This is a genomic window from Bacillus sp. F9_6S_D1_P_5 (genome assembly GCF_054823925.1).
This window is the reverse complement of record NZ_JBTREW010000014.1, coordinates 1-20,286: the sequence shown is the minus strand read 5'-3', so window position 1 is coordinate 20,286 and position 20,286 is coordinate 1. Positions and strand designations below refer to the sequence as shown.

At 35.7% G+C, this 20,286-nt stretch carries 27 protein-coding genes; 7 read left to right on the top strand and 20 right to left on the bottom strand.

Annotated elements, in window-relative coordinates; genetic code table 11:
- Positions 1–253 precede the first annotated feature (253 nt).
- The 3 genes from ACUXEY_RS17830 to scpA form a co-directional block, all read right to left on the bottom strand.
- A complete protein-coding gene (locus tag ACUXEY_RS17830) occupies positions 254–1,156 on the bottom strand; it encodes a ComEC/Rec2 family competence protein (protein WP_429606925.1) in 903 nt (300 codons plus the stop codon).
- A 79-nt stretch (positions 1,157–1,235) separates the two neighbouring features.
- Complete coding sequence (scpB, locus tag ACUXEY_RS17825; protein ID WP_048530861.1) at positions 1,236–1,808, bottom strand: segregation/condensation protein ScpB; 573 nt, start codon at positions 1,806–1,808, stop codon at positions 1,236–1,238.
- A gap of 158 nt (positions 1,809–1,966) precedes the next feature.
- Positions 1,967–2,710: a segregation/condensation protein A gene (scpA, locus tag ACUXEY_RS17820; RefSeq protein ID WP_048530863.1), complete on the bottom strand. Its 744-nt coding sequence runs from the start codon at positions 2,708–2,710 to the stop codon at positions 1,967–1,969.
- Positions 2,711–2,879: 169 nt separating this feature from the next.
- Between scpA and ACUXEY_RS17815 the strand changes: the two genes are divergently transcribed.
- Together ACUXEY_RS17815 and ACUXEY_RS17810 are read left to right on the top strand one after the other, a co-directional pair.
- The gene (locus ACUXEY_RS17815; protein WP_000510194.1) at positions 2,880–2,975 is read left to right on the top strand and encodes a YjcZ family sporulation protein; all 96 of its coding nucleotides are present in this window, start codon (positions 2,880–2,882) and stop codon (positions 2,973–2,975) included.
- Positions 2,976–3,072: 97 nt separating this feature from the next.
- The gene (locus ACUXEY_RS17810; protein WP_166701918.1) at positions 3,073–3,591 is read left to right on the top strand and encodes a DUF309 domain-containing protein; all 519 of its coding nucleotides are present in this window, start codon (positions 3,073–3,075) and stop codon (positions 3,589–3,591) included.
- Between the two features lie 20 nt (positions 3,592–3,611).
- Here ACUXEY_RS17810 and ribT read toward each other — a convergent pair whose 3' ends face one another.
- The 3 genes from ribT to ACUXEY_RS17795 all read right to left on the bottom strand — a co-directional run bounded on the left by ribT (position 3,612) and on the right by ACUXEY_RS17795 (position 4,888).
- On the bottom strand, positions 3,612–3,980 hold the full coding sequence (gene ribT / locus ACUXEY_RS17805; RefSeq protein WP_166701917.1) for a GNAT family N-acetyltransferase RibT: 369 nt from the start codon (positions 3,978–3,980) through the stop codon (positions 3,612–3,614).
- Between the two features lie 67 nt (positions 3,981–4,047).
- Positions 4,048–4,230, bottom strand: a complete 183-nt coding sequence (locus tag ACUXEY_RS17800; protein ID WP_243870695.1) for a hypothetical protein — start codon at positions 4,228–4,230, stop codon at positions 4,048–4,050.
- A gap of 220 nt (positions 4,231–4,450) precedes the next feature.
- A complete protein-coding gene (locus ACUXEY_RS17795) occupies positions 4,451–4,888 on the bottom strand; it encodes a peptidylprolyl isomerase (RefSeq protein ID WP_000853783.1) in 438 nt (145 codons plus the stop codon).
- A 187-nt stretch (positions 4,889–5,075) separates the two neighbouring features.
- Here ACUXEY_RS17795 and ACUXEY_RS17790 point away from each other — a divergent pair, with 187 nt between their 5' ends.
- Positions 5,076–5,942, top strand: a complete 867-nt coding sequence (locus tag ACUXEY_RS17790) for a DUF1002 domain-containing protein (RefSeq protein ID WP_461301254.1) — start codon at positions 5,076–5,078, stop codon at positions 5,940–5,942.
- A gap of 30 nt (positions 5,943–5,972) precedes the next feature.
- On the opposite strand, the gene ACUXEY_RS17785 is transcribed toward ACUXEY_RS17790, so the two are convergent.
- From ACUXEY_RS17785 to dacF, 14 genes are all read right to left on the bottom strand, one after another.
- Positions 5,973–6,776 carry a Cof-type HAD-IIB family hydrolase gene (locus ACUXEY_RS17785; RefSeq protein WP_166701915.1) on the bottom strand — a complete coding sequence of 268 codons (804 nt, stop codon included), beginning with the start codon at positions 6,774–6,776 and terminating at the stop codon, positions 5,973–5,975.
- Positions 6,777–6,872: 96 nt separating this feature from the next.
- On the bottom strand, positions 6,873–8,345 hold the full coding sequence (gene spoVAF, locus ACUXEY_RS17780; RefSeq protein ID WP_166701914.1) for a spore germination protein SpoVAF: 1,473 nt from the start codon (positions 8,343–8,345) through the stop codon (positions 6,873–6,875).
- Entirely contained in the window at positions 8,332–8,901 is a 570-nt protein-coding gene (gene spoVAEA, locus ACUXEY_RS17775) for a stage V sporulation protein SpoVABEA (protein WP_048530877.1), read from the bottom strand. The genes spoVAF and spoVAEA overlap by 14 nt, the downstream gene beginning before the upstream one ends.
- Before the next feature lie 5 nt (positions 8,902–8,906).
- Positions 8,907–9,257, bottom strand: coding sequence for a stage V sporulation protein AE (spoVAE, locus tag ACUXEY_RS17770; RefSeq protein WP_461301253.1), 351 nt, complete (start codon positions 9,255–9,257; stop codon positions 8,907–8,909).
- 3 nt (positions 9,258–9,260) lie between these two features.
- The gene (gene spoVAD / locus ACUXEY_RS17765; protein WP_166701911.1) at positions 9,261–10,277 is read right to left on the bottom strand and encodes a stage V sporulation protein AD; all 1,017 of its coding nucleotides are present in this window, start codon (positions 10,275–10,277) and stop codon (positions 9,261–9,263) included.
- Between the two features lie 13 nt (positions 10,278–10,290).
- Positions 10,291–10,749, bottom strand: coding sequence for a stage V sporulation protein AC (gene spoVAC / locus ACUXEY_RS17760; RefSeq protein WP_166701910.1), 459 nt, complete (start codon positions 10,747–10,749; stop codon positions 10,291–10,293).
- Positions 10,750–10,763: 14 nt separating this feature from the next.
- Positions 10,764–11,180, bottom strand: coding sequence for a stage V sporulation protein SpoVAB (spoVAB, locus tag ACUXEY_RS17755; RefSeq protein ID WP_166702113.1), 417 nt, complete (start codon positions 11,178–11,180; stop codon positions 10,764–10,766).
- On the bottom strand, positions 11,173–11,793 hold the full coding sequence (gene spoVAA, locus ACUXEY_RS17750) for a stage V sporulation protein SpoVAA (RefSeq protein WP_429599801.1): 621 nt from the start codon (positions 11,791–11,793) through the stop codon (positions 11,173–11,175). Before spoVAA ends, spoVAB begins: the two co-directional genes overlap by 8 nt.
- Before the next feature lie 116 nt (positions 11,794–11,909).
- The gene (locus ACUXEY_RS17745; protein ID WP_000016826.1) at positions 11,910–12,008 is read right to left on the bottom strand and encodes a methionine/alanine import family NSS transporter small subunit; all 99 of its coding nucleotides are present in this window, start codon (positions 12,006–12,008) and stop codon (positions 11,910–11,912) included.
- Positions 12,008–13,534 carry a sodium-dependent transporter gene (locus ACUXEY_RS17740; RefSeq protein WP_166701908.1) on the bottom strand — a complete coding sequence of 509 codons (1,527 nt, stop codon included), beginning with the start codon at positions 13,532–13,534 and terminating at the stop codon, positions 12,008–12,010. The genes ACUXEY_RS17745 and ACUXEY_RS17740 overlap by 1 nt, the downstream gene beginning before the upstream one ends.
- 138 nt (positions 13,535–13,672) lie before the next feature.
- Positions 13,673–14,431 (bottom strand): RNA polymerase sporulation sigma factor SigF, encoded by a 759-nt coding sequence (sigF, locus tag ACUXEY_RS17735; protein WP_000350734.1) that lies wholly within the window; start codon positions 14,429–14,431, stop codon positions 13,673–13,675.
- Between the two features lie 12 nt (positions 14,432–14,443).
- The gene (gene spoIIAB / locus ACUXEY_RS17730; RefSeq protein ID WP_001243399.1) at positions 14,444–14,884 is read right to left on the bottom strand and encodes an anti-sigma F factor; all 441 of its coding nucleotides are present in this window, start codon (positions 14,882–14,884) and stop codon (positions 14,444–14,446) included.
- Positions 14,885–15,235, bottom strand: coding sequence for an anti-sigma F factor antagonist (gene spoIIAA / locus ACUXEY_RS17725; RefSeq protein WP_048530890.1), 351 nt, complete (start codon positions 15,233–15,235; stop codon positions 14,885–14,887).
- 170 nt (positions 15,236–15,405) lie between these two features.
- Positions 15,406–16,596 (bottom strand): serine-type D-Ala-D-Ala carboxypeptidase DacF, encoded by a 1,191-nt coding sequence (gene dacF, locus ACUXEY_RS17720; RefSeq protein ID WP_166701907.1) that lies wholly within the window; start codon positions 16,594–16,596, stop codon positions 15,406–15,408.
- Positions 16,597–16,762: 166 nt separating this feature from the next.
- Between dacF and ACUXEY_RS17715 the strand changes: the two genes are divergently transcribed.
- Genes ACUXEY_RS17715 through ACUXEY_RS17700 form a run of 4 tightly spaced genes read left to right on the top strand, consistent with a single transcriptional unit; the run spans position 16,763 to position 20,160 of the window.
- Positions 16,763–17,182, top strand: a complete 420-nt coding sequence (locus tag ACUXEY_RS17715; RefSeq protein ID WP_000548033.1) for a GntR family transcriptional regulator — start codon at positions 16,763–16,765, stop codon at positions 17,180–17,182.
- Positions 17,148–18,029, top strand: a complete 882-nt coding sequence (locus ACUXEY_RS17710; RefSeq protein ID WP_461301252.1) for an ABC transporter ATP-binding protein — start codon at positions 17,148–17,150, stop codon at positions 18,027–18,029. Before ACUXEY_RS17715 ends, ACUXEY_RS17710 begins: the two co-directional genes overlap by 35 nt.
- Positions 18,019–19,083, top strand: coding sequence for an ABC transporter permease subunit (locus ACUXEY_RS17705; protein ID WP_429599813.1), 1,065 nt, complete (start codon positions 18,019–18,021; stop codon positions 19,081–19,083). The genes ACUXEY_RS17710 and ACUXEY_RS17705 overlap by 11 nt, the downstream gene beginning before the upstream one ends.
- Before the next feature lie 12 nt (positions 19,084–19,095).
- Positions 19,096–20,160, top strand: coding sequence for an ABC transporter permease (locus ACUXEY_RS17700; RefSeq protein ID WP_429599816.1), 1,065 nt, complete (start codon positions 19,096–19,098; stop codon positions 20,158–20,160).
- Positions 20,161–20,286 lie beyond the last annotated feature (126 nt).

Below are 20,286 nucleotides of genomic sequence, written 5' to 3'. Positions count from 1 at the left end.
CCTCTTTGTTTAACAAAAAGAAAGCTTAGTACATCTCTCGCAATTATAATATATGTTATTCATTTTTTCCAAAAAGGAACAATATCATCTATCGTATAAAGTGAAACTTTAATCAGTGGGGGTTTTGTTCATCCCCCACTGATTATTAGCCCTCACCAATCGGGCTTTTACGGGCAGCCCGACCCCCACCTAACTTCTTTGCTTCCGCTGAATTTTGAGGTGGGGGTCTTACTGCCCGTTAATGCGGGATAAATCACTTAAGTAATGGCATTAATCCGCTAGACCCGATTGTAATATGTTCGCCGTCTGTTTCCATTTCTACTGTACGTCTATTTGTTCCATACATCATTATACCATGCTGTTTTAATCGTCTCACTACACTTTGGTGCGGATGTCCATACGGATTTTTGCTCCCATATGAAAGAATCGCGAACTGCGGTTCTACCTTCTTTATAAACATTTCACTTGTTGAAGTATAGGAGCCGTGATGTCCCACCTTTAATACATCTGCATGTACATCAAATTGCTTTAATATTTCAGTTTCCGTCCGCACATCCGCATCACCCATTAATAAAAAATCCGCTTTTCCGTATCGTACCTTTAACACAATTGAAGATTCATTATTTTCATCTTTTGATTTCCCATTATTTAATACTTGTATGGAAACATGCGGATCTAGCGGGATGTATTGTCCTTCTTTTACTGAAACGAAAGGAATTCCTCTTTTTTTAATATGATTCCGATACGTATGATAAGTAAAAGAACTATATGTTTTTCCACTATCTAATATAAGTGAAACCGGCATTTGCTCTACAATCGGAATGAGTCCTCCTATATGATCCATATCCGGATGAGTACTGACGATAGCATCTAAATGATTAATCCCTTTTTCAATTAGTTTTTGGATAATAACCTCACCAGCTTCATAAGGTCCCCCATCAATTAACATTGTTTGTCCATTTGGCAATATAATAAGTGTTGCATCACCTTGCCCTACTTTTAAGAAACTCACTTTCATTTTACCAAAATGTTGCCGCTGCATATGTATTGGAGACGCAGTATGAATAGACATCATATACCTTTTGGCCGATGCACTATTTAAAGAAAAGCATAACAAAACAGAAACTAACAATAAAATACTTCGCATACCTTTCATAACTCGTCTCCTTTTTTCAATTAGTATGGCACGGTATATAATTGATATACAAAAAAAAGCTTAGCAAAATGCTAAGCTTTTATTTCGATATCTCTTGTAAAGAACCGAAGAATAAATCCGCTTCATTCATTTGTTCGTTTTCTTCAGAAAGCGGAGGTAAATCATCTAATGTTTTCAATCCAAACGTGTCCAAAAATTCTTTCGTTGTTCCATATAAAATAGGACGCCCAGGTCCTTCTGCTCTTCCCATTTCTTTTATAAGTAAGTGTGAAACTAACGTTTGTAACGCCTTATCCGTTTTTACCCCTCTAATCTCTTCCATTTCTGTTCTTGTGATTGGTTGACGATATGCAACAATTGCTAACGTTTCTAGAGCAGCCTGAGAGAGTGAAGCAGCTGTTGGGATGTCTATTAATTTTTGATAATACGACGCATGTTCTTTCTTTGTAGCAAAACGATATACTTTTGCATACTGTACAATTTGCAAACCGCGGTGTGCACTTTCACATTCTTTTTGCATTTCTTCTAAAATATCGATTACTTCGTTTCCTTCAATTTCAAGGACTTTCGCTATTTGTTCTGGATAAATTCCTTCATCACCAGAAACAAATAAAAGCCCTTCAATGATTGATTTCTGTTCTGTTCTATCCATTTTACGAGCTCCTTCCTCCTATTTTCTCCATAAAAATACACATCAAAAAACCGAATCACAATCAATGCGTTCGGTTCAATATTTTTTCTCTTGTTCCAAACGATACATTCGAACTTAGCATGAGATATAATATTTCTATCCCATTTTCCATACTAGATCTATGCTGATTTAATAGAGCTTGATACGAAAATTTCATCAAAATTATGTTCTTGTTCAATTATGATTTGTTGATTTTTCATCAGCTCAAGAACCGCTAAAAATGTTACAACCATTATTTCTCGTTCATCATCAACAAACAAATCATAAAAACTTTGACGACCACCTTGTATTTCTAGCTGCTTTAAAATATCAGTCATGCGCTGTTCAATTGGTATTTCTTGACGAGTAATACGTGTTGTTACAGGTTTCTTTGCTTTTTTTCGGCGCATTAATTTTTGAAATGCCGCTAGCATATCATATAACGTAACATCAAGAGGTAAGTTCGTCTCCTCTTCTTGTTGTAACGATGTAAAATCAATTGGCGGACGTGTATATAGCTGTGCTCTTTCTTGTTCTCTTTCTTTTAGCTCAGTAGCAACTTGCTTATATTTCTTATATTCAATTAACCTCTCCATCAATTCTTGACGAGGATCATCTATAAAGTCATCACCGTTATCAAGTACATCTTCTTCATGTTTCGGCAACAACATTTTACTTTTAATTTGTAATAACGTTGCAGCCATTACTAAATACTCACTTGCAACATCTAATTGTAGTTCTTTCATCGTATGAACATAAGATAAATATTGCTCTGTAATTTCCGCTACAGGAATATTATATATGTCAATTTCATAACGATGTATTAAATGTAACAATAAATCTAAAGGCCCTTCAAAAGCCTCTACTTTAAAATTATACTGCACAAAGCATCCCACCACATTTTTTCTATAACAACATAAGTATAGAGCATACTCATGTTCTATCCAACCTTTTTAAGAAATTTAATTAAAAATAGACCGATGCCTATGTCATCATGCCCATCACTTCATATGATAACAGTGTAGTAAGAACAATGTAGGAGGTCAAAAAACTATGGGTCACGTTGATTGCGGTTTTAGCGGTGGGTTCGCATTACTTGTTGTATTGTTTATTTTACTAATTATTGTAGGGGCAGCTTGCTTCTGCTAATATGAACAATAACGGCTAGGGAAAACTCCCTAGTCGTTTATTGTTCATATTTCTATGATACACTTGTATTTATAACCGTTAAACAGGGGTGAAGAAAATGTATCCTACCGAATACATACAATTTTTAATTCATTTTCACGGAGATTATGATTATTTTGAATGCCACGAAATACTAGAAGAATATTGGAAAGAAAAACCAAGAGGAAATCGTGACATTTACTTAGTCGGCCTCATTCAAATTGCAGTTTCTTTATACCATCAAAGACGCTCTAACTGGAATGGCTCAGAGAAAATGATGAAAAGCGCCATAACGATTTTAGAAAAAAACAGTGCACCTTTACAACGTTTAGGAATAAATGCCACACAACTTCTATTCTTACTCAAGGATAGATTGCAATCTATACAGAAAGAAGAAGGTTTTACACCGTTATTTTTACCATTATTGGATACAGCATTAGAAAAGCACTGCATGGAATTATGTCAGAAAAAAAACCTCCCTTGGAAAGATGCGAATGCTAGTTCTAATGAATATATCATACATAAGCACACATTACGTGATCGAACAGAAGTTATTGCTGAACGAAATGAGCAATTACAAAAAAGAAAGCAGAGATAATAAACTACTTATCTCTGCTTTCACGAATGTATATTTTGTTCAAGCTCTTTACACTTTTTGCAAAAACTTGCTGTTTGCTCATTTCCGCAAATTGTAAACTCAAGAAATTTACTCTTTAACTCTTGTACCATCTTCGTCCCAATACCCATATGACGGTGAGATGGGTTCACACTCAAATGCTGAATTTCCAAAACTTGATTTTCTTTTTTTACAATCCCCATTATCCCAACAAAATCTTCGTTTTGTTTCCACAAATACAATTGCCACTCATCCTTTGCTTCATAATCTTTCATAGTCAATTGTAATGTTTTCACATCTTTTTCTGTTGGCATAAATGAAAGAAGCCCCATTGCAATCTTTTCATAACTTTTCTTAAAACGAATTAACATAACCCTTATCCCTTCTTACAAAAGTTACAAACTATTAATCCCCTCAACCACTCTTTTCATATCTCATTCATTTTACAATATTTTCAACAGAGTGAGAAGGGCTTAAAGCAACTTGATAATCATACAAAGCGAAAAGAAGAAAGTCAAATATATGTTTCAGTACTATTTTTTCTAAGTAGATAAAAGAAGAAACGCTGTTATATGAAAGTGAAAAGACACATCCACCGCTCATTATCACTTCACTAGTCATCACCTTAGAGCAAATGAATTCTAGCAAAATGAATGTAATAAAAAAGATTTATTGAAACATGTTATGTAATGTATTCTATGTAATTTGTTAAAATTTTGTTCTTATAAGCGACATATTTTCACTACAATAACAGTACTACTTGTATCATGCACTGTAAACAAAATACCGATTCCTATCAAAAAAACAAAAAAGAGAGCAATAGCTCTCTTTTCTCATTAACTTATTCTTCCCAAACTTTAACTTCTTTCATTACATCACCTTGACGCATGTTTAATACTGTTTCAATACCGCTTGTTGCTTTACCGAATACAGTATGTACACCATCTAAATGCGGTTGTGGCTCATGAACGATAAAGAATTGGCTACCACCTGTGTTACGGCCAGCATGAGCCATAGAAAGTGATCCTACAAGGTGTCTATGAGGATTTCCATCAGTTTCACATGGGATAGAGTAACCTGGGCCACCTGCACCTGTTCCTGTTGGATCGCCACCTTGGCTTACGAAGCCAGGAATAACGCGGTGGAATGTCACACCATCATAAAATCCTTGCTCTGCTAGTTTTTTAAAGTTTTCTACTGTTTTTGGTGCCTCTTCTGGGAAAAATTCTAAATCGATTTTTTCACCATTTTCCATTAATATGTATCCTAAAGTTTTCATATGTATATGTCTCCTTTCAACTATCTCAGCACTATATTACCACATTCATGACTAGAAACAAAAAGAATCCGACAATCTACATACTTCTTTTTTGAAATGTGGAAAAAGCTAGGTGACAAATAAGAAATATATACTATAATAACTGTGTTGCCCGAAAATTTTAGAAAGAGAAAGGGAGCGATTTTTCGTGAAAACGAAATTACTAGCTCTGCTATTAGCTGTAACGGTATTTATGATGCCAACAGCTTCGTTTGCAGACATCATTGAAGGAGAATCAATTGTTACACTAGGAGAAAACTTGTCCGAACAACAAAAACAAGATCTGTTAAAAGAAATGAAAGCACCGAAAGATGCTACAATCATTACTGTTTCTAATGCGGAAGAACATAAATTTCTAGAAGGGATTGTTCCAAAAGCGCAAATTGGTACGAGAGCAATTTCCTCTTCTATGATCACATATACAAAGCCAGGTTCTGGCCTTATTGTACGTTCAAAAAACATTAATTCCATAACAGATGCAATGTACACAAACGCACTTATTACAGCAGGTGTGAAAGATGCAGAAATTCAAATTACTGCACCATTTAAAGTTTCAGGAACCGCTGCTTTAACAGGTTTAATGAAAGCCTATGAAACAACATCGAACAAAGCAATTCCTGAAGAAGTAAAAAAAGTAGCCAATGAAGAAATGGTGCAAACATCCCAGCTCGGCGATAAAATTGGTGAAGAAAAAGCAGTTCAACTTGTTGCAAAAATTAAAGAAGAAATTGCTAAAGAGCAACCAAAAACGACTGAAGATTTACGTTCATTAATTAAAAAAATTGCGGACCAACTTGGTATTATATTAACGGATGAACAGTTAGATAACTTAGTTGCGCTATTTGATAAAATGAAAAATCTTAATATTGATTGGAATCAAGTTGGCAGTCAGTTAAATAAAGCAAAAGAACATGTTTCTGCCTTTTTAGGATCTGAAGAAGGGCAAGGTTTCCTAGATAAAGTGAAAGATTTCTTCTCAAGTATCATTGATTTTGTTAAATCGTTATTCAAATAAAAAGAAGCTCGTCAGTGACGAGCTTCTTCTTTATACAAGTAACGGCAATTTCATAACAGCTTCTTCAACCGAACGAACAATATGATTTGCCTTCTCCTTCACATATGGATGAGCATGATGTAGAGTAAATGAATGCGGGGTTACTTCAAACATAGAAATATCATTGAAGGAATCTCCAATGCATGCAACTTCATTTGCCTCAATTTGCAAATGTTCCATTAGTCGCCTTAAAGCACTCCCCTTACTTACTCCCCTTGGCATAATGTCAACATAGCGTTTACCAGACATAAAAACTTCCGCTTCGCTCTGAAATGTATCTCGTAATTCTTGATCTAATGCTACAATTGTCTCTTCTTCCCCAAAAACAAACAATTTCGCAGGATGTACAGTCTTACCAAATTCCTCTTCTAATGCTTCTATCTCAGCAATATGCACGCCCATATATGTTTCAAAATTATGATGATGTTCATTCTTTCTTTTTGTATACCGTTGCTCATTTGCACAAACAATATCTGCTAGTCCCTTTTTATGGATATATCGATATATTTCCTGGGCAATCCCATCTTCAAAACTTGATTCATGAAATATTTTTCCATCTGGCAGTAACATTGTTGCTCCATTTAAACTAGTTGTGTAATACGGGAATGCAAACCTATTTACAACTTCATCAATTCGATGAGTAAAGCGGCCAGAGGCAAAACAAATATTTGTCCCTTTTTCAGCTAACCAACAAAGTGCACGTTCATCTTCTTTTTGCATATGATTCACATTGTAAACGAGCGTATCATCTAAATCACTTACAAATAATTTAATCATGTCCTCTTCCCCTTCCATACACAATATCTACTCTAAGTGTACACAAAAAATGTTTGATTTTTGTTAAAAAACAATAAATTTTTGCTAAAAAAATAAACGGGTGTATACACCCGTTTATTTTTGTCTTCTTACATTTTGAGGTTTTACAATACTTGGGCGTACTTTTAAACTAGACATCGTTGGACGGAGTAGAATTTTTGTTAATGCGCCCCAATCAAATGGTAAAAACGGCCATAAATACGGTGTTTGTAAACTTTTTATAGACGTTAAAAATAAAATTAATATCGTCATTCCAACTACAAATCCCATTTCATGAAATATCCCTGTCAAAATAATGACAAATAGCTTCCCGATTTTATTCCCAAGCCCTAGTTCATAACTCGGTGTTGCATATGCTCCAATCATAGAAACTGCTACGTATAAAATTACTTCTGGTACAAACAAACCTACATCAATTGCAATTTGACCAATTAATATGGCAGAAATTAATCCTGCTGCAGATGATAATGATGTCGGTGTATGAATGGCAGCCATCCTTAAAAATTCAAGTCCAATTTCAGCCATCAAAATTTGTAATAAAATTGGTAAATGCGTCATCTTGTTTGGTCCAATGAAAGCAAGACTTTCTGGTAAAAGAGTTGGATCAAACACAAAAACTAACCAAAATGGTAATAAGAACAGCGAAAATATAACACCTAAAAAACGTACCCAACGTAAAAATGTACCTACAGCTGGATTTTGTCTAAACTCTTCTGCATGCTGTAAATGATGAAAATATGTTGTTGGAGTAATCATAGCACTCGGTGATGTATCAACAAGTACTAGCACGTGTCCTTCTAGTAGATGATTTGCCGCTACATCTGGTCTTTCTGTGTATCGAATAAGCGGGAAGGGATTATAGCCTTGTTTAACTACAAATTCCTCTATCGTTTTATCCGCCATCGTAATTCCGTCTACTTCAATGTTATTTAATTCTTGTTTTATAATCTTAACTAAATCCGGATTTGCAACATCTTGTACATATGTAATACAAATATCCGTTTGTGATCGATCTCCTACTCGAATCATTTCATTTCGAAGACGTGGGTCACGTATCCTTCTACGAATTAATGCTGTATTTACAACGATATTTTCAACAAATCCATCCCTTGCACCACGTACTACCTTTTCTGTATCTGGTTCTGTTGGTGTTCGTCCTGGATAACTACGAACATCTATCGCAAAAGCTTCCGTTTCTCCTTCCACAAATATAATAATGAGTCCTGATAATACTTGAAGCATTACCTCATCCATCGTTCTCACTTTACTTACTTGTTGATGAATTAAACGATTCTCTAAAAGCTTCACTGTATCTTCTTCTACATCTCTTATTTCATTTGTATCCACCGCTTCTTCTAAAATAGGGATAATATAATTTGTATCACAAAGTCCGTTTACAAATAACACACCAATTTCTTTATTTAAAATTTGAAATTTACGAATACCAACATCGTATGTAACACCCAGTCCAGCTGTTTGCTTTAAGTAATTTTCATTATCACTTATGAAAGATGAAATAGGGATTTCTACTTTTTTAGGCTTCGTCATAAAAACCACTCCTTTCCAAAATTAACTGAATTGCTTTTTTAGTAATTGGTGATCCTCTCTCCCATTCATCATTTCCACACATCTTACCAATATCACCAATTCCAACGATGACAGGAACATTCAAATCGTCTAAACAATAAATTGTATCTCCGCTAATTCTGCCAATTTCTCCATCTGGAAGTCCAAATTTATCAACACCATATTCGGTTAAGTTTCCGTTCCGATCTACATTTACATCTACGCGTGCCCATTCCCAATGATGTGTATTAGACGCTACTGCCAAAATCCCGAGTACATCAATTTGCTTATGCGTAGCTACATATTTTAAAGCTTTTTCACCAGATCCTTCTCCAATAAATCCGCTGTCATCAAACATGACAAATACAGGGTCATATGGCGTTTGCATAATAAGCTCAACAACTTTCTTCCCTGTTAATTTGGTTGGATTACTTTGTGATGCTGAAATACACCTTCCCCCAAATTCCTTCGTTAAAAGCTCAATTGTTCGCTTTGCATATTCATCTCCATCTGTGACCAAAATAACCCTTCGTCTCATTTGATTTATCCTTTCGGTTTACATATAAGTGCTACAAAAAATGAAAATAATATCGCTGCTGAAATGCCTGCAGACGTTAAACTAAACATACCCATACCAATCCCTATATATCCGTGTTTTTCTGCCGCATGCATTGCTCCGTGTAATAGTGAATGTCCAAAACTTGTAATAGGAACTGTCGCACCAGCACCAGCAAACTTTATGAGCTTATCGTATAATCCAAAGCCATCTAACACTGCTCCTATGACTACAAAGGTAGCCATTAAATGGGCTGGTGTTAACTTTGCGAAATCTAATAATACTTGTCCAATTATACAAATAGCGCCTCCTACAAGAAATGCATATATAAAATCCACAATTCACTCTCCCTTCACTCTCTCAAATACGACACCATGCGCAATGGTTGGAATTGTTTCTTTCTGCTGCATCATCATCGGACTTAATAACGCGCCAGTAGCAACGACAAAAATTCGTTGTAAATTCCCTTTTTGCATCTCGCTTAATAAATGACCATATGTGACAACAGCTGAACAAGCACAACCGCTACCACCGGCAAATACTTCTTCTTGACCGGAATCATAAATCATTAATCCGCAATCATTATATATATGCCCAAGATCATAACCTTCTTCCAGTAACAGTTGTTTCGCGATTGGTGTCCCAATAGCTGATAAATCACCGGTAACAATCAAATCATAATCATCGGCACTTCTCTTTAAATCTTCAAAGTGTTGCTGAATTGTATGAGCAGCAGCAGGCGCCATCGCTGACCCCATATCTAAAGGATTCGCAATTCCTAAATCTTGCACTTTTCCAATCGTAGCTGCCGTAATTTTAATGGCACTTTTTTCTTTACTAATTAATATGGATCCCGCACCTGTAACAGTGGAATTTGCTGTTCCTGGCTTTTGGCCCCCATACTCGGTTGGATAACGGAACTGTCTTTCAGCCGTTGCATTATGACTACTTACCGTCGCTAAAACACGATTTGCAAATCCACCATCTATAAAGGCGGATCCGACCGCTAAAGTCTCCATTGAGGTCGCACAAGCACTGAACATCCCTAAAAAGGGAATCCCCCACTTACGCGCAACATAATTTGCTGTCACTGTTTGATTTAATAAATCACCCGCTAAAAAGAAATCAATTTGTGATGTTTCTACATTTCCTTTTTGCACGACTTGCTGAATTGAATCTGACATTAATCTCCGTTCAGCAAGTTCCCAGTTCTCCTCTCCGCAATGTAAATCATCATATGAAATATCAAAATCCTTTCCAAGAGGGCCTTCAGCTTCTTTCGGACCGACAGCAGTACCGGTTGCATTCACATAAATATCATTTTGAAATACCCACGTTTGTTTTCCAGTCAACCTCATACTAGCCCCTCCTTTAAGACATAAAAATGTTAAAAGTATATCTTATTAACCCAATAATGTATGCCCCAACGACCCCAAAAACGATAACACTTCCCGCTAGCTTAAACATGTTTGTAGCAATCCCAAGCACAATTCCTTCACTCTTATGTTCTAACGCAGCGCTCGCCATAGAATTCGCAAATCCCGTAACAGGTACAGCCGATCCAGCTCCAGCAAATTGACCAATTTTATCATATACACCACAACCTGTTAAAATCGCTGACAATAATACAAGAGTGGCAACCGTAGGATTCCCTGCCTCTTGTTCACTGAAATGAAAATAATGTATATAAAATTTCATCAATACTTCACCGATTGTACAAATGAGTCCACCTACAAGAAATGCTTTAACACAATTTATGAAATAATTTGGTTTCGGATGGTACTCCTTCACTTTATTTACGTAATCATCCTTTAGTTTTCGCCCTGTCATTTATATATTGCCTCCTACTTTACGAAATAAATCCAGTGAAACAACGAGCCTATTACTTTCCCAAGTACAAGAGCAACGAGTAAAACAACAATTTTCCCCTCTACCCCTACTCGCTTCGCTAAAATAGGTAGAACATTTAACACCTCTGTTAATGCGGCTGCAAGCATTCCAATGAATGTACCACAAAATATACCTAATACAACAAGCCAATATTGCGATGTTTGAAATGTAATGTTTTTCAAACTACACCAAGCTCCTGTTAACGTACCTGCAATAACGGCCCACTCAAAATATTGAATGTGCTTTCCACTTCTCGTTAATTGAGCTAGCCGGGGGATTATACCAAGTACAGCTAAAAACGCGACATATCCGCTACCTACTGCAATTCCTCCCGCTAAACCAATTAGAATAACAAACCCAGATTCAATCATCGGCAAGTTGTTTCATATTGTCCTTGTTTTCATGAACAATTACATATTGGTCAAGTGATTGCTGGTATTGGAACATCTCTACTTCTAACGGACTCGGCTCTTCATTAATTCGCTTTTGAAATACATGATTAAAAAATAAGACCATACCTAACCCAAGACCTAATGAATACGGAATTTGAAATAAAAGTGGCTGCGCCTTAAATTCTCCTGTAATCATGTAATATAACCGTTGGTGCACTTGTTGCATGCTTACATCTTCATGGAAATAAATAATCGCAAGGGCCGCTCCAATAAAAAGTAACAACCATACAAGTCCGAAGAAAATTGGATGTACTCTCTTTTTTTCATATATAATTTCAACTAGAGTTTGTCCAGAACCGAGTAAATTAATTTGTATATGGGCCGCTTTTTGCCTAATAATCTCAATAATTTTCATAACATCAATTACAACATGCGTCTTATCATGCGCTGTTATTTTGTAAACTACCTCATCCTGTAACGACTGAACTACGAGAGCATCTCCCGCAAGTTGAGCAACATCACCCAGCTTCACTTCATACGTAGGAGAAACTTTTAATCGATTACGCATTTTAATATAAATTGTTTGTTCCAATTTCCATTCACCTCTTCACTCTTCCTCGTAGTTGTAGTATGGTTATTGAATTTTTTTCTAATACAATTTTTTCATAAAAAAACATCTGTACCATTTCGGTACAGATGTTTTTTAGTTTATGCTTTTTTCTTAAATAAATTTGCAATACTTAACGCAAGTCCTCCCCAAATGACTACAATACCAATAACCATCATCATAATCGCTGATCCACTCATTATGAAACACCCCGATCTTTCCATTCTTTTTCAAGCTTAGCAGAATCTGAATGTATTTGTGCATTCCATTTCTTTAGACTAATGATTAGTGCAACGATAAGGAACGCTGCTGCGATTGACCAACCATACGTTACGACAAACTCCGTTGGATAATCTCCGTAGTTCTTTTTAATATTTTGGATTGTACCATCAATTAACATGTATCCTAACATAAGCGGAGTAATAACGAGTAAACTCACTCTCCAAAACGTGCCTAACTTAATATCAGATACGAAGTTTGCGTGATTTTGATAAACTGGTAAACGGCGTAAAATGAGCCCTATTGTAACTACTTCTGCTAGTGCAATTGAAATTAATCCGAAGTTATTAGCGAAATAATCAACAACATCTAGGAACATAAGCCCGCCACGTGTTGCAAAAACAAGAGAAACGAGTACGAGAAGCGTCCCCATAATTCCAATTGTTTTTTGGCGGCTTAAGCTGAACTTTTCAGATACGGCAGCAAAACATACTTCCGCAAGTGAAATGAGAGATGTAATTCCAGCAACTGTTAATGATAAGAAAAATAATACGCCAAATAACGGTGACATCGGTAATTCATTAATAATTTGCGGGAACACTACGAACGCAAGCCCTACACCAGCACTTGCTACTTTATCAACCGGTACTCCCATATTGTTTGCCATAAATCCAAGAGCTGCAAAGACTCCAATCCCTGCTAATAATTCAAATCCTGAGTTTGCAAAGCCAGTAATAAAGGCATTATTTGTTGTATCTGAATTTTTCGGTAAATAACTAGAATACGTAATCATAATTCCAAATGCTAAAGATAAACTAAAGAAAATTTGACCGTAAGCAGCAAGCCATACTTTCCCATCAAAAATACGACTCCAATCTGGTTTAAAGAATGCATCTAATCCTTGCATCGCACCTTCCATCGTCACTGCACGAACTACGATAATAAGGAACATAACAACTAGTAAAGGAATGAAAATGCGGTTAACAACTTCAATTCCTTTTTTAACTCCTTTGAATGCAACGCCGAGCACAATAATCCAAACGAGAGCTAATGGAATTAATACTTCCGGTACGAGCCCTCCAAACTGCCCTGGCTTATCTGCAACATGCAAATACTCTTTAAATAAAAATGTTTGCGTGTCTTTCCCCCACGCTCCAGTAATTGAAAAATACGTATATGAAATAGACCAAGCAATAATTACTGCATAATATGTTGAAACGATAAACGTTACACACATTTGCCACCATCCGATGAATTCAGCACGCGGACTAATACGGAAGAACGTAAGTGGCGCGGAACCACGGTGACGATGCCCAAGAGCGAATTCAAACGCCAATAATGAAATACCAGTCGTTAATAATGCGAATAAGTACGGTAAAAAGAATGCGCCTCCCCCATTTTCATACGCTGTATAAGGAAAACGCCATATGTTTCCTAATCCAACGGCAGAGCCGACCGCTGCGAAAATAAATCCAGCCCTCGTTCCCCATTGTTGCCTCGTTTCCATATTTCCTTCCCCCTTTGTGACAAGTTCATAATTGGATTATATTTTAAATTTACTAAATTATCAATAAATTCTGTTAATTTTTAAGAAAGTTTATAATCTCCTTCTATTAAATTCATAAAAAAAAGATCGAATAGATAGCTATTCATCTATTCGATCTTTCATCTGTTTTAATATTTTCTTTTCAAGTCTTGAAACTTGTACTTGCGAAATACCTATGCGCTCTGCTACTTCTGATTGAGTTTGATCTTTATAGTAGCGTAAATACACAATTAAACGTTCTCGCTCATCTAGTTCTCTAATTGCTTCTTTTAAAGCAATTTTATCAAACCATTTCGTTTCAGATTGATCAGCAATTTGATCTAAAATAGTGATCGGATCCCCGTCGTTTTCATACACCGTTTCATGTATGGATGAAGGAGCACGACTTGCTTCTTGCGCAAGAACCACTTCCTCTGGCGTTAGTTCTAACGCTTCAGCTACTTCATTAATCGTTGGAGCCCTTCCAAATTCTTTCGAAAGCTCGTCTCTCATCTTCCGAATTTTATTTCCTGTTTCTTTTAAAGATCTACTTACTTTCACTGATCCATCATCACGTAAAAACCGCTGTATTTCCCCAATAATCATTGGAACTGCATATGTTGAAAATTTCACGTCGAAAGATAAATCAAATTTATCTACCGATTTTAAGAGCCCAATACATCCAATTTGAAATAAATCGTCTGGTTCGTATCCTCGATTAAGAAAACGCTGCACAACCGACCATACGAGACGCATATTGCTTTGAACGATTGTATCTCTCGCTTGTTGATCTCCATCTTGACTTTGTTGAATTAACGCTTTTAGCTCGTGGTCCTTTAACTGAGGTTTCTTCTTCTCATTTTTGACCTCTATGTCCATAGGCTATTCTCCTTAATTGCATAGAGCGTTACTATTTGATAAGTATTTTGTCAAATGGATTGTTGTCCCGAAAGATTCGTTTGAAATAACTTCTACTTCATCCATAAAATTTTCCATGATAGTAAATCCCATTCCGGAACGCTCTAATTCAGGTTTAGTTGTAAAAAGGGGTTGTCTCGCTTCATCTAAATCAAAGATGCCAATCCCTTCATCTCGAATCGTGAGTTTCACCATTGCTTCTTCCAAAATTACAGAAATATAAACAACACCTTCTGCATTTCCTTCGTACCCATGAATAATTGCATTTGTAACTGCTTCTGACACAACTGTTTTAATCTCCGTAAGTTCTTCCATCGTTGGGTCTAGTTGCGCAATGAAAGCAGCTACTGTAACGCGAGCGAACGATTCATTTTGACTTAATGCTGAAAATTGAAGGTTCATTTCATTTCTCATTTATGCCACCCCCAACGTCGCGAGCGCATGCGCTTCACTTTCTTCTAAACGAACAATTTTAAATAAGCCCGACATTTCAAATAGACGTTTAACAGGCGGTGAAATTGCACAAACAACCATTTCTCCACCCAATCCCTTTACATGCTTATATCGGCCTAATATAACCCCTAAACCAGAACTATCCATAAACGATAAGTTCTCTAGGCTCAAAACAATATGATGAACACCACGTGTCTCAATCATATCTGTTACTTTCGTTCGCAACTCTTCAGCAGTATGATGATCTAATTCACCCGCTAGTCTCACACATAGGACGTCACGTTTTACTTCTAATTGCATGGAAAGACTCACACGATTTCCTCCTTATGCTCAAACTTTACTCATTTACATACATAAAGATTTTCGTGATACAACATAAGAATCCTTCCTACTGACAAAAGAAGAACTATTTCGCCATAAAGTGAAACCATTCAGCAATTATTTACTTACATATGAATAGAAAAGCGGCAAAATATTTGCCGCTATTTTGATGTTGAAAACATCCCAAAACTTCTTTTAAATAACTCCCACCAGCTCGCTGCAGCAACATCTTCTTTTGCTACAATTGTTTGTTTTAGTAAAACATCTTTATCTCTTTTAATAACAAGTGTACCAAGTGCATCGCCCTTTTTAATTGGCGCTTTCACTTTCTTTTCAGCAATAACTTCTCGCTTTACTTTGTCCATATTTTCGCCCTTCTTCATAAGAAGAGACACATTGTCTGACGCAACTAAATCTACTTTTTCTTTTTTCCCTTTTCCTACTTGAACAGTCTTAATTTTTTCGCCTCGTGTATACAATTTCTTTGTCATATATTGACCAAACGCGTAGTCAAGAAGCTTCGTTACTTGATTGTTCCGTTCTTTCGATGTAGGTGCTCCCATAACAACTGAAATAACACGCATCCCATTCTTTTCAGCCGATGCTGTTAAACAATATTTTGCTTCTGTCGTAAAGCCCGTTTTCACACCATCTACTCCAGGATAAAAGCGTACTAACTTATTCGTATTAACGAGCCAAAACTTCTTATCCGTATCTTCACGTAAATAGTCTTCGTATTTACCTGTGTATTTGCGAATAAGTGGGTACTTCATCAATTCTTTCGCCATTATAGCCATATCATTCGCTGTAGAATAATGGTCTTTAGCCGGAAGACCTGTTGGATTTTGAAAATGAGTATTTTTCAGTCCTAAGTCTTTCGCTTTTTTGTTCATCATATTTACAAAACCTTCTTCTGAACCAGCGATATGCTCCGCTACTGCAACAGACGCATCATTTCCTGATGCAATTGCAATTCCCTTTAGCATTTCATTTACAGTCATCTCTTCTCCAGGCTCTAAAAAGATTTGTGATCCACCCATTGAAGCTGCATGCTCACTTGCTCTAACTTTATCGGTCAGTTTTAGTTTTCCTTTTTCAACTTGTTCCATAATTAATAGCATTGTCATAATCTTCGTCATACTAGCAGGTGGTAACTTCTCATTTGGATTTTTATCAAACAAAACTTTACCTGTATCTTGTTCAATTACAATTGCTGATGACGCTTGTTCCGCTAACTTCGGCGTTGTTTCTTCTGTTTTCTCCTGCTTCGTCTTCTCAGATTGTGCGAAACTAACTGAAGTACCAGAAAGCAATAACATGAAACAAACAAGTATTCCAAAAACTCGCTTCATGACTAACCCTCCATTCTATATCAGACCTATTTTTTCCAATTTTTTATTTTTTAATACCATATTTTTCTAATATTTACAGTTGACAAATACATTCATCACCTATATTGTATTAAGTGTATTACATACAGTAGTACACTTAATACACGTCAGAAAGGAGACATTGCTCTTGCATATTCAACTTGATCCAAGAAGCAACACTCCGATATGGGAACAAATTGTTCAAAATATAAAAGAACTCGTATTGAAGAACATGTTAGCTCCAAGTGACAAACTACCTTCTGTACGCGAACTCGCTTCTTTACTCGTTATAAATCCAAACACAGTGAGTAAAGCGTACCAAGAGTTAGAGCGACAAGGGATTATTGAAACATTACGAGGAAAAGGAACATTTGTATCCCAATCGATTACCCCAACATTAGACGAAAGGAAAATCGCTATGGTTGAAAAGCAATTTCATCAATTACTATTAGAAGCCTCTTATCTTGGTGTTACGAAAGATAAAATTCATGATTGGATAGACTCATACTACAAAGAGATTGGAGGAAATGCGGATGCTGAAAGTGACAAGCTTGAAGAAAACAATTGATAATCAAACGATTTTAGATGATGTTTCTTTCACATTACAAAGAGGAAGTATTATCGGATTACTCGGAAGAAACGGTGCGGGGAAAACAACTTTATTACGAACGATGGTCGGTATTTTAGAACCTGATGCCGGGACTATTACATATGAAGATACAAACATTCATCAGTGTCCTGAAATAAAGCAAAAAATTGTTTATGTCCCTGATTCTACTAACATACTAAACGGATATACGGTAAAAGAAATTGTAAAGTTTTATAAAGAAGTTTATACCGCATTTGATGAAGCTTATTTCTATGAACTGTTAGAACGTTTTAACTTACCAAACAAACGAATTCGTAGTTATTCGAAAGGGATGAAAGCATTACTTGCCATCATTTTAGCCGTTTCTACAAAAGCAGAATATATCATTTTAGATGAACCGACAAACGGACTTGACCCTATTGTGAAAAGACAAATTTTACAGTTTCTCGTTGGAGAAGTTGCAGAAAAAGAGATTACCATTTTCATCTCCACTCACCATTTAGATGAAGTGGAACAAATTGCAGATACAATTATTATACTAAAAGGCCATACTATCTCGTCTATTACATCACTAGACGATGCCAAATCACGATTTGCTAAAATACAAGTAGCTTACGAACGTTCATTACCTCAAAAACTAGAAAACTTAAGCAATATTAAAATATTAAATCAAACAGGAAAAGTATATACAATCTTAATTGAGGGAAATGTGGCTACAACACTGGAGAAGTTTTATAAAGAACAACCTATACTCATTGAAGAATTAACAATGTCACTTGAAGATGTCTTCGTTACGACACTAGAGGAGGATGGGTATGTTTCATAAGGCGTTGTGGATGTGGAATTGGAAACGCGGGAAATATGCAGTATTGCTATTCTTCTTTAGTTCGCTTTATCTTTTATCTTTTGGATATTATAGAAGTGCTCAGCAACAACTTGATGTGTATTACGAATTACAAGAAAAGGGAAAACAGTATTATTATTTTTATTCCTTTTCTTCAGGAGAAGGTAATAGTTTTTGGTTAACTGTTCTTATCATTGCTTTAGCCTGCTTATTGATAGGATGGGAACGTAGCAACCAATCGAATACAATACTTATGACAATGCCGTTTAAAAGAAAAGATGTTTTCTTATCTAAATGGACTTTCGGTTCACTTTGTATTGTGAGCTCGTTACTTATAAATTGGATCCTTATGTATGTTATTTATAGAACAACTATTCATTTTGATTATCAATCATTTAGTCCGTTTCATCGATACTTTCTTTATGCGATTGTTTCTTATGTTGCAGTATATTCAGCTGCACTATGCATCGGTACTTTTACTGGCAGTGTTGTTTCACAGATTGTTTTTTGTATTCCGTGGTTACTAGCAGGGGTTACATTTATTACATTACTATACACTTTTACAATAAATCATTTGTACGCTGCAGATATTAAAAATAAAAACTTATATCGACAACTCTATGAAATCAATCAAAAAACAAATATAGTTGCACCAATTTATCGCTTTTCTATTGATTATAACTATCATCCAGAACACCTTGAGAAGGAAAACGATCCAACTATTTTAAGAAATCCAGTATCTCATGCGTATTATTCAGCTAAATCAATGTTAGTCCCTATTTTCTATACGATTTTTTACTTACTACTTGGAACATATTTATATATGCGATCACCAAATGAAAACAGTCAAAAAATATTTATTTTCCAGAAGCATTTAAAAATATGGATATGGGGGACAACCATTTACTTTGCATTACTAGGCGGCTATAAAATAAACAATTTTAATTTCTTACCTAGCTACTATATCGGTTTGTTTCTAACTGGAATCATTACTTATGTTATATTATCACGCCTAACAAATTATAAAGTTTTTTAAAGGAGAGATCCTATGTTTCAAAAAGCACTGTGGCTAAGAACGTATCAACAAAGTAAATATGTTGTATGGTTATTTTGGCTCGTCAGCTTCTATACTTTGTCATATTACTACTATATGACTTCTATTCAACAGCAACACTTTCTAAATGACAATAAAAAATGGAACTATGTATATCATTATCACTTTGATTTAACACTTCTAGATCCTGTCATGCTGTTAGGTAGCGTACTGATCATTCTAGCTTGTACGTTAATTGGATGGGAAAGACAAAACAACTCTAGCGACTTGTTATGGTCTATGCCCTTTAAGCGTTCACACCTTTATATAACAAAGTGGTTGTTTGGAATCTGTAATATTGCCGCTGTTGTCATTTTAAACTGGGGGCTATTTGCTATTATGAAAAGGTTGACTTTTCATAATAAATATCAAGTATTTTCCCCGTTTCATAGTTACTATATATATATGTTAATTGTATTAATCGCTATTTATACACTCGCATTATGCGTAGGAACAATAACTGGGAATATTATCTCGCAAGGATTTCTCACTGCCGTTATATTCATCTTCCCGTTATTACTTCCACCACTTATATCAGGAGTCATCGCTGTTCACTCGAATGTCGACTTTCATGAGAAGAATGGCCGTATACATGATGTTATGGAAAACATACGTATTTCTGGTCCAGCAGAAGATTTTACTATTAACTTTAATTATGATCCACAAAGCGCTTATACCGATCAAAATGGAGTACGTCATAACGAACCAAACTTTACAAAGATTCCGCCAGCAAAAACATTGATTGCACCTATCGCACATATCATTGTTTTATTACCACTCGGTATATATTTATATGCTCGTTCAGTCAATGAGCGAAATGGTAACTACTTATTATATCCAAAACTACAAAAAATAGTTATGGGTTGTGCGATTTTCTTTGGTGGAATGGTTGGAGGTTTAATGCTGAGTCGTGCGCAGTCATTGTCCAGCTTTTACATCGGATTTTTAGTTACTAGTTTCATTACGTATTTCTTCCTATCAAAAATATTAAAATGGAAAGTCTCTTGGAATTTTAAATAAAATAACCTCCTCTAGATGAGGAGGTTATTTCCAGGCTGTGGAGAAAGTCTTCTCCACAGCCTGTTTTTGTGTCTGAGCCTCTTTTTATGTGTCAACACTGATAAAAAGAGGAAAAGGAGAGATTTC

Bases quoted from the DNA above. Each gene is read 5' to 3' on its own strand.
- ACUXEY_RS17830 (WP_429606925.1), bottom strand. From the start codon at position 1,156: ATGAAAGGTATGCGAAGTATTTTATTGTTAGTTTCTGTTTTGTTATGC.
- scpB (WP_048530861.1), bottom strand. From the start codon at position 1,808: ATGGATAGAACAGAACAGAAATCAATCATTGAAGGGCTTTTATTTGTT.
- ACUXEY_RS17815 (WP_000510194.1), top strand. From the start codon at position 2,880: ATGGGTCACGTTGATTGCGGTTTTAGCGGTGGGTTCGCATTACTTGTT.
- ACUXEY_RS17810 (WP_166701918.1), top strand. From the start codon at position 3,073: ATGTATCCTACCGAATACATACAATTTTTAATTCATTTTCACGGAGAT.
- ribT (WP_166701917.1), bottom strand. From the start codon at position 3,980: ATGTTAATTCGTTTTAAGAAAAGTTATGAAAAGATTGCAATGGGGCTT.
- ACUXEY_RS17800 (WP_243870695.1), bottom strand. From the start codon at position 4,230: ATGACTAGTGAAGTGATAATGAGCGGTGGATGTGTCTTTTCACTTTCA.
- ACUXEY_RS17795 (WP_000853783.1), bottom strand. From the start codon at position 4,888: ATGAAAACTTTAGGATACATATTAATGGAAAATGGTGAAAAAATCGAT.
- ACUXEY_RS17785 (WP_166701915.1), bottom strand. From the start codon at position 6,776: ATGGAAGGGGAAGAGGACATGATTAAATTATTTGTAAGTGATTTAGAT.
- spoVAF (WP_166701914.1), bottom strand. From the start codon at position 8,345: ATGACGAAGCCTAAAAAAGTAGAAATCCCTATTTCATCTTTCATAAGT.
- spoVAEA (WP_048530877.1), bottom strand. From the start codon at position 8,901: ATGAGACGAAGGGTTATTTTGGTCACAGATGGAGATGAATATGCAAAG.
- spoVAD (WP_166701911.1), bottom strand. From the start codon at position 10,277: ATGAGGTTGACTGGAAAACAAACGTGGGTATTTCAAAATGATATTTAT.
- spoVAC (WP_166701910.1), bottom strand. From the start codon at position 10,749: ATGACAGGGCGAAAACTAAAGGATGATTACGTAAATAAAGTGAAGGAG.
- spoVAB (WP_166702113.1), bottom strand. From the start codon at position 11,180: ATGATTGAATCTGGGTTTGTTATTCTAATTGGTTTAGCGGGAGGAATT.
- ACUXEY_RS17745 (WP_000016826.1), bottom strand. From the start codon at position 12,008: ATGAGTGGATCAGCGATTATGATGATGGTTATTGGTATTGTAGTCATT.
- ACUXEY_RS17740 (WP_166701908.1), bottom strand. From the start codon at position 13,534: ATGGAAACGAGGCAACAATGGGGAACGAGGGCTGGATTTATTTTCGCA.
- sigF (WP_000350734.1), bottom strand. From the start codon at position 14,431: ATGGACATAGAGGTCAAAAATGAGAAGAAGAAACCTCAGTTAAAGGAC.
- spoIIAB (WP_001243399.1), bottom strand. From the start codon at position 14,884: ATGAGAAATGAAATGAACCTTCAATTTTCAGCATTAAGTCAAAATGAA.
- dacF (WP_166701907.1), bottom strand. From the start codon at position 16,596: ATGAAGCGAGTTTTTGGAATACTTGTTTGTTTCATGTTATTGCTTTCT.
- ACUXEY_RS17710 (WP_461301252.1), top strand. From the start codon at position 17,148: ATGCTGAAAGTGACAAGCTTGAAGAAAACAATTGATAATCAAACGATT.
- ACUXEY_RS17705 (WP_429599813.1), top strand. From the start codon at position 18,019: ATGTTTCATAAGGCGTTGTGGATGTGGAATTGGAAACGCGGGAAATAT.
- ACUXEY_RS17700 (WP_429599816.1), top strand. From the start codon at position 19,096: ATGTTTCAAAAAGCACTGTGGCTAAGAACGTATCAACAAAGTAAATAT.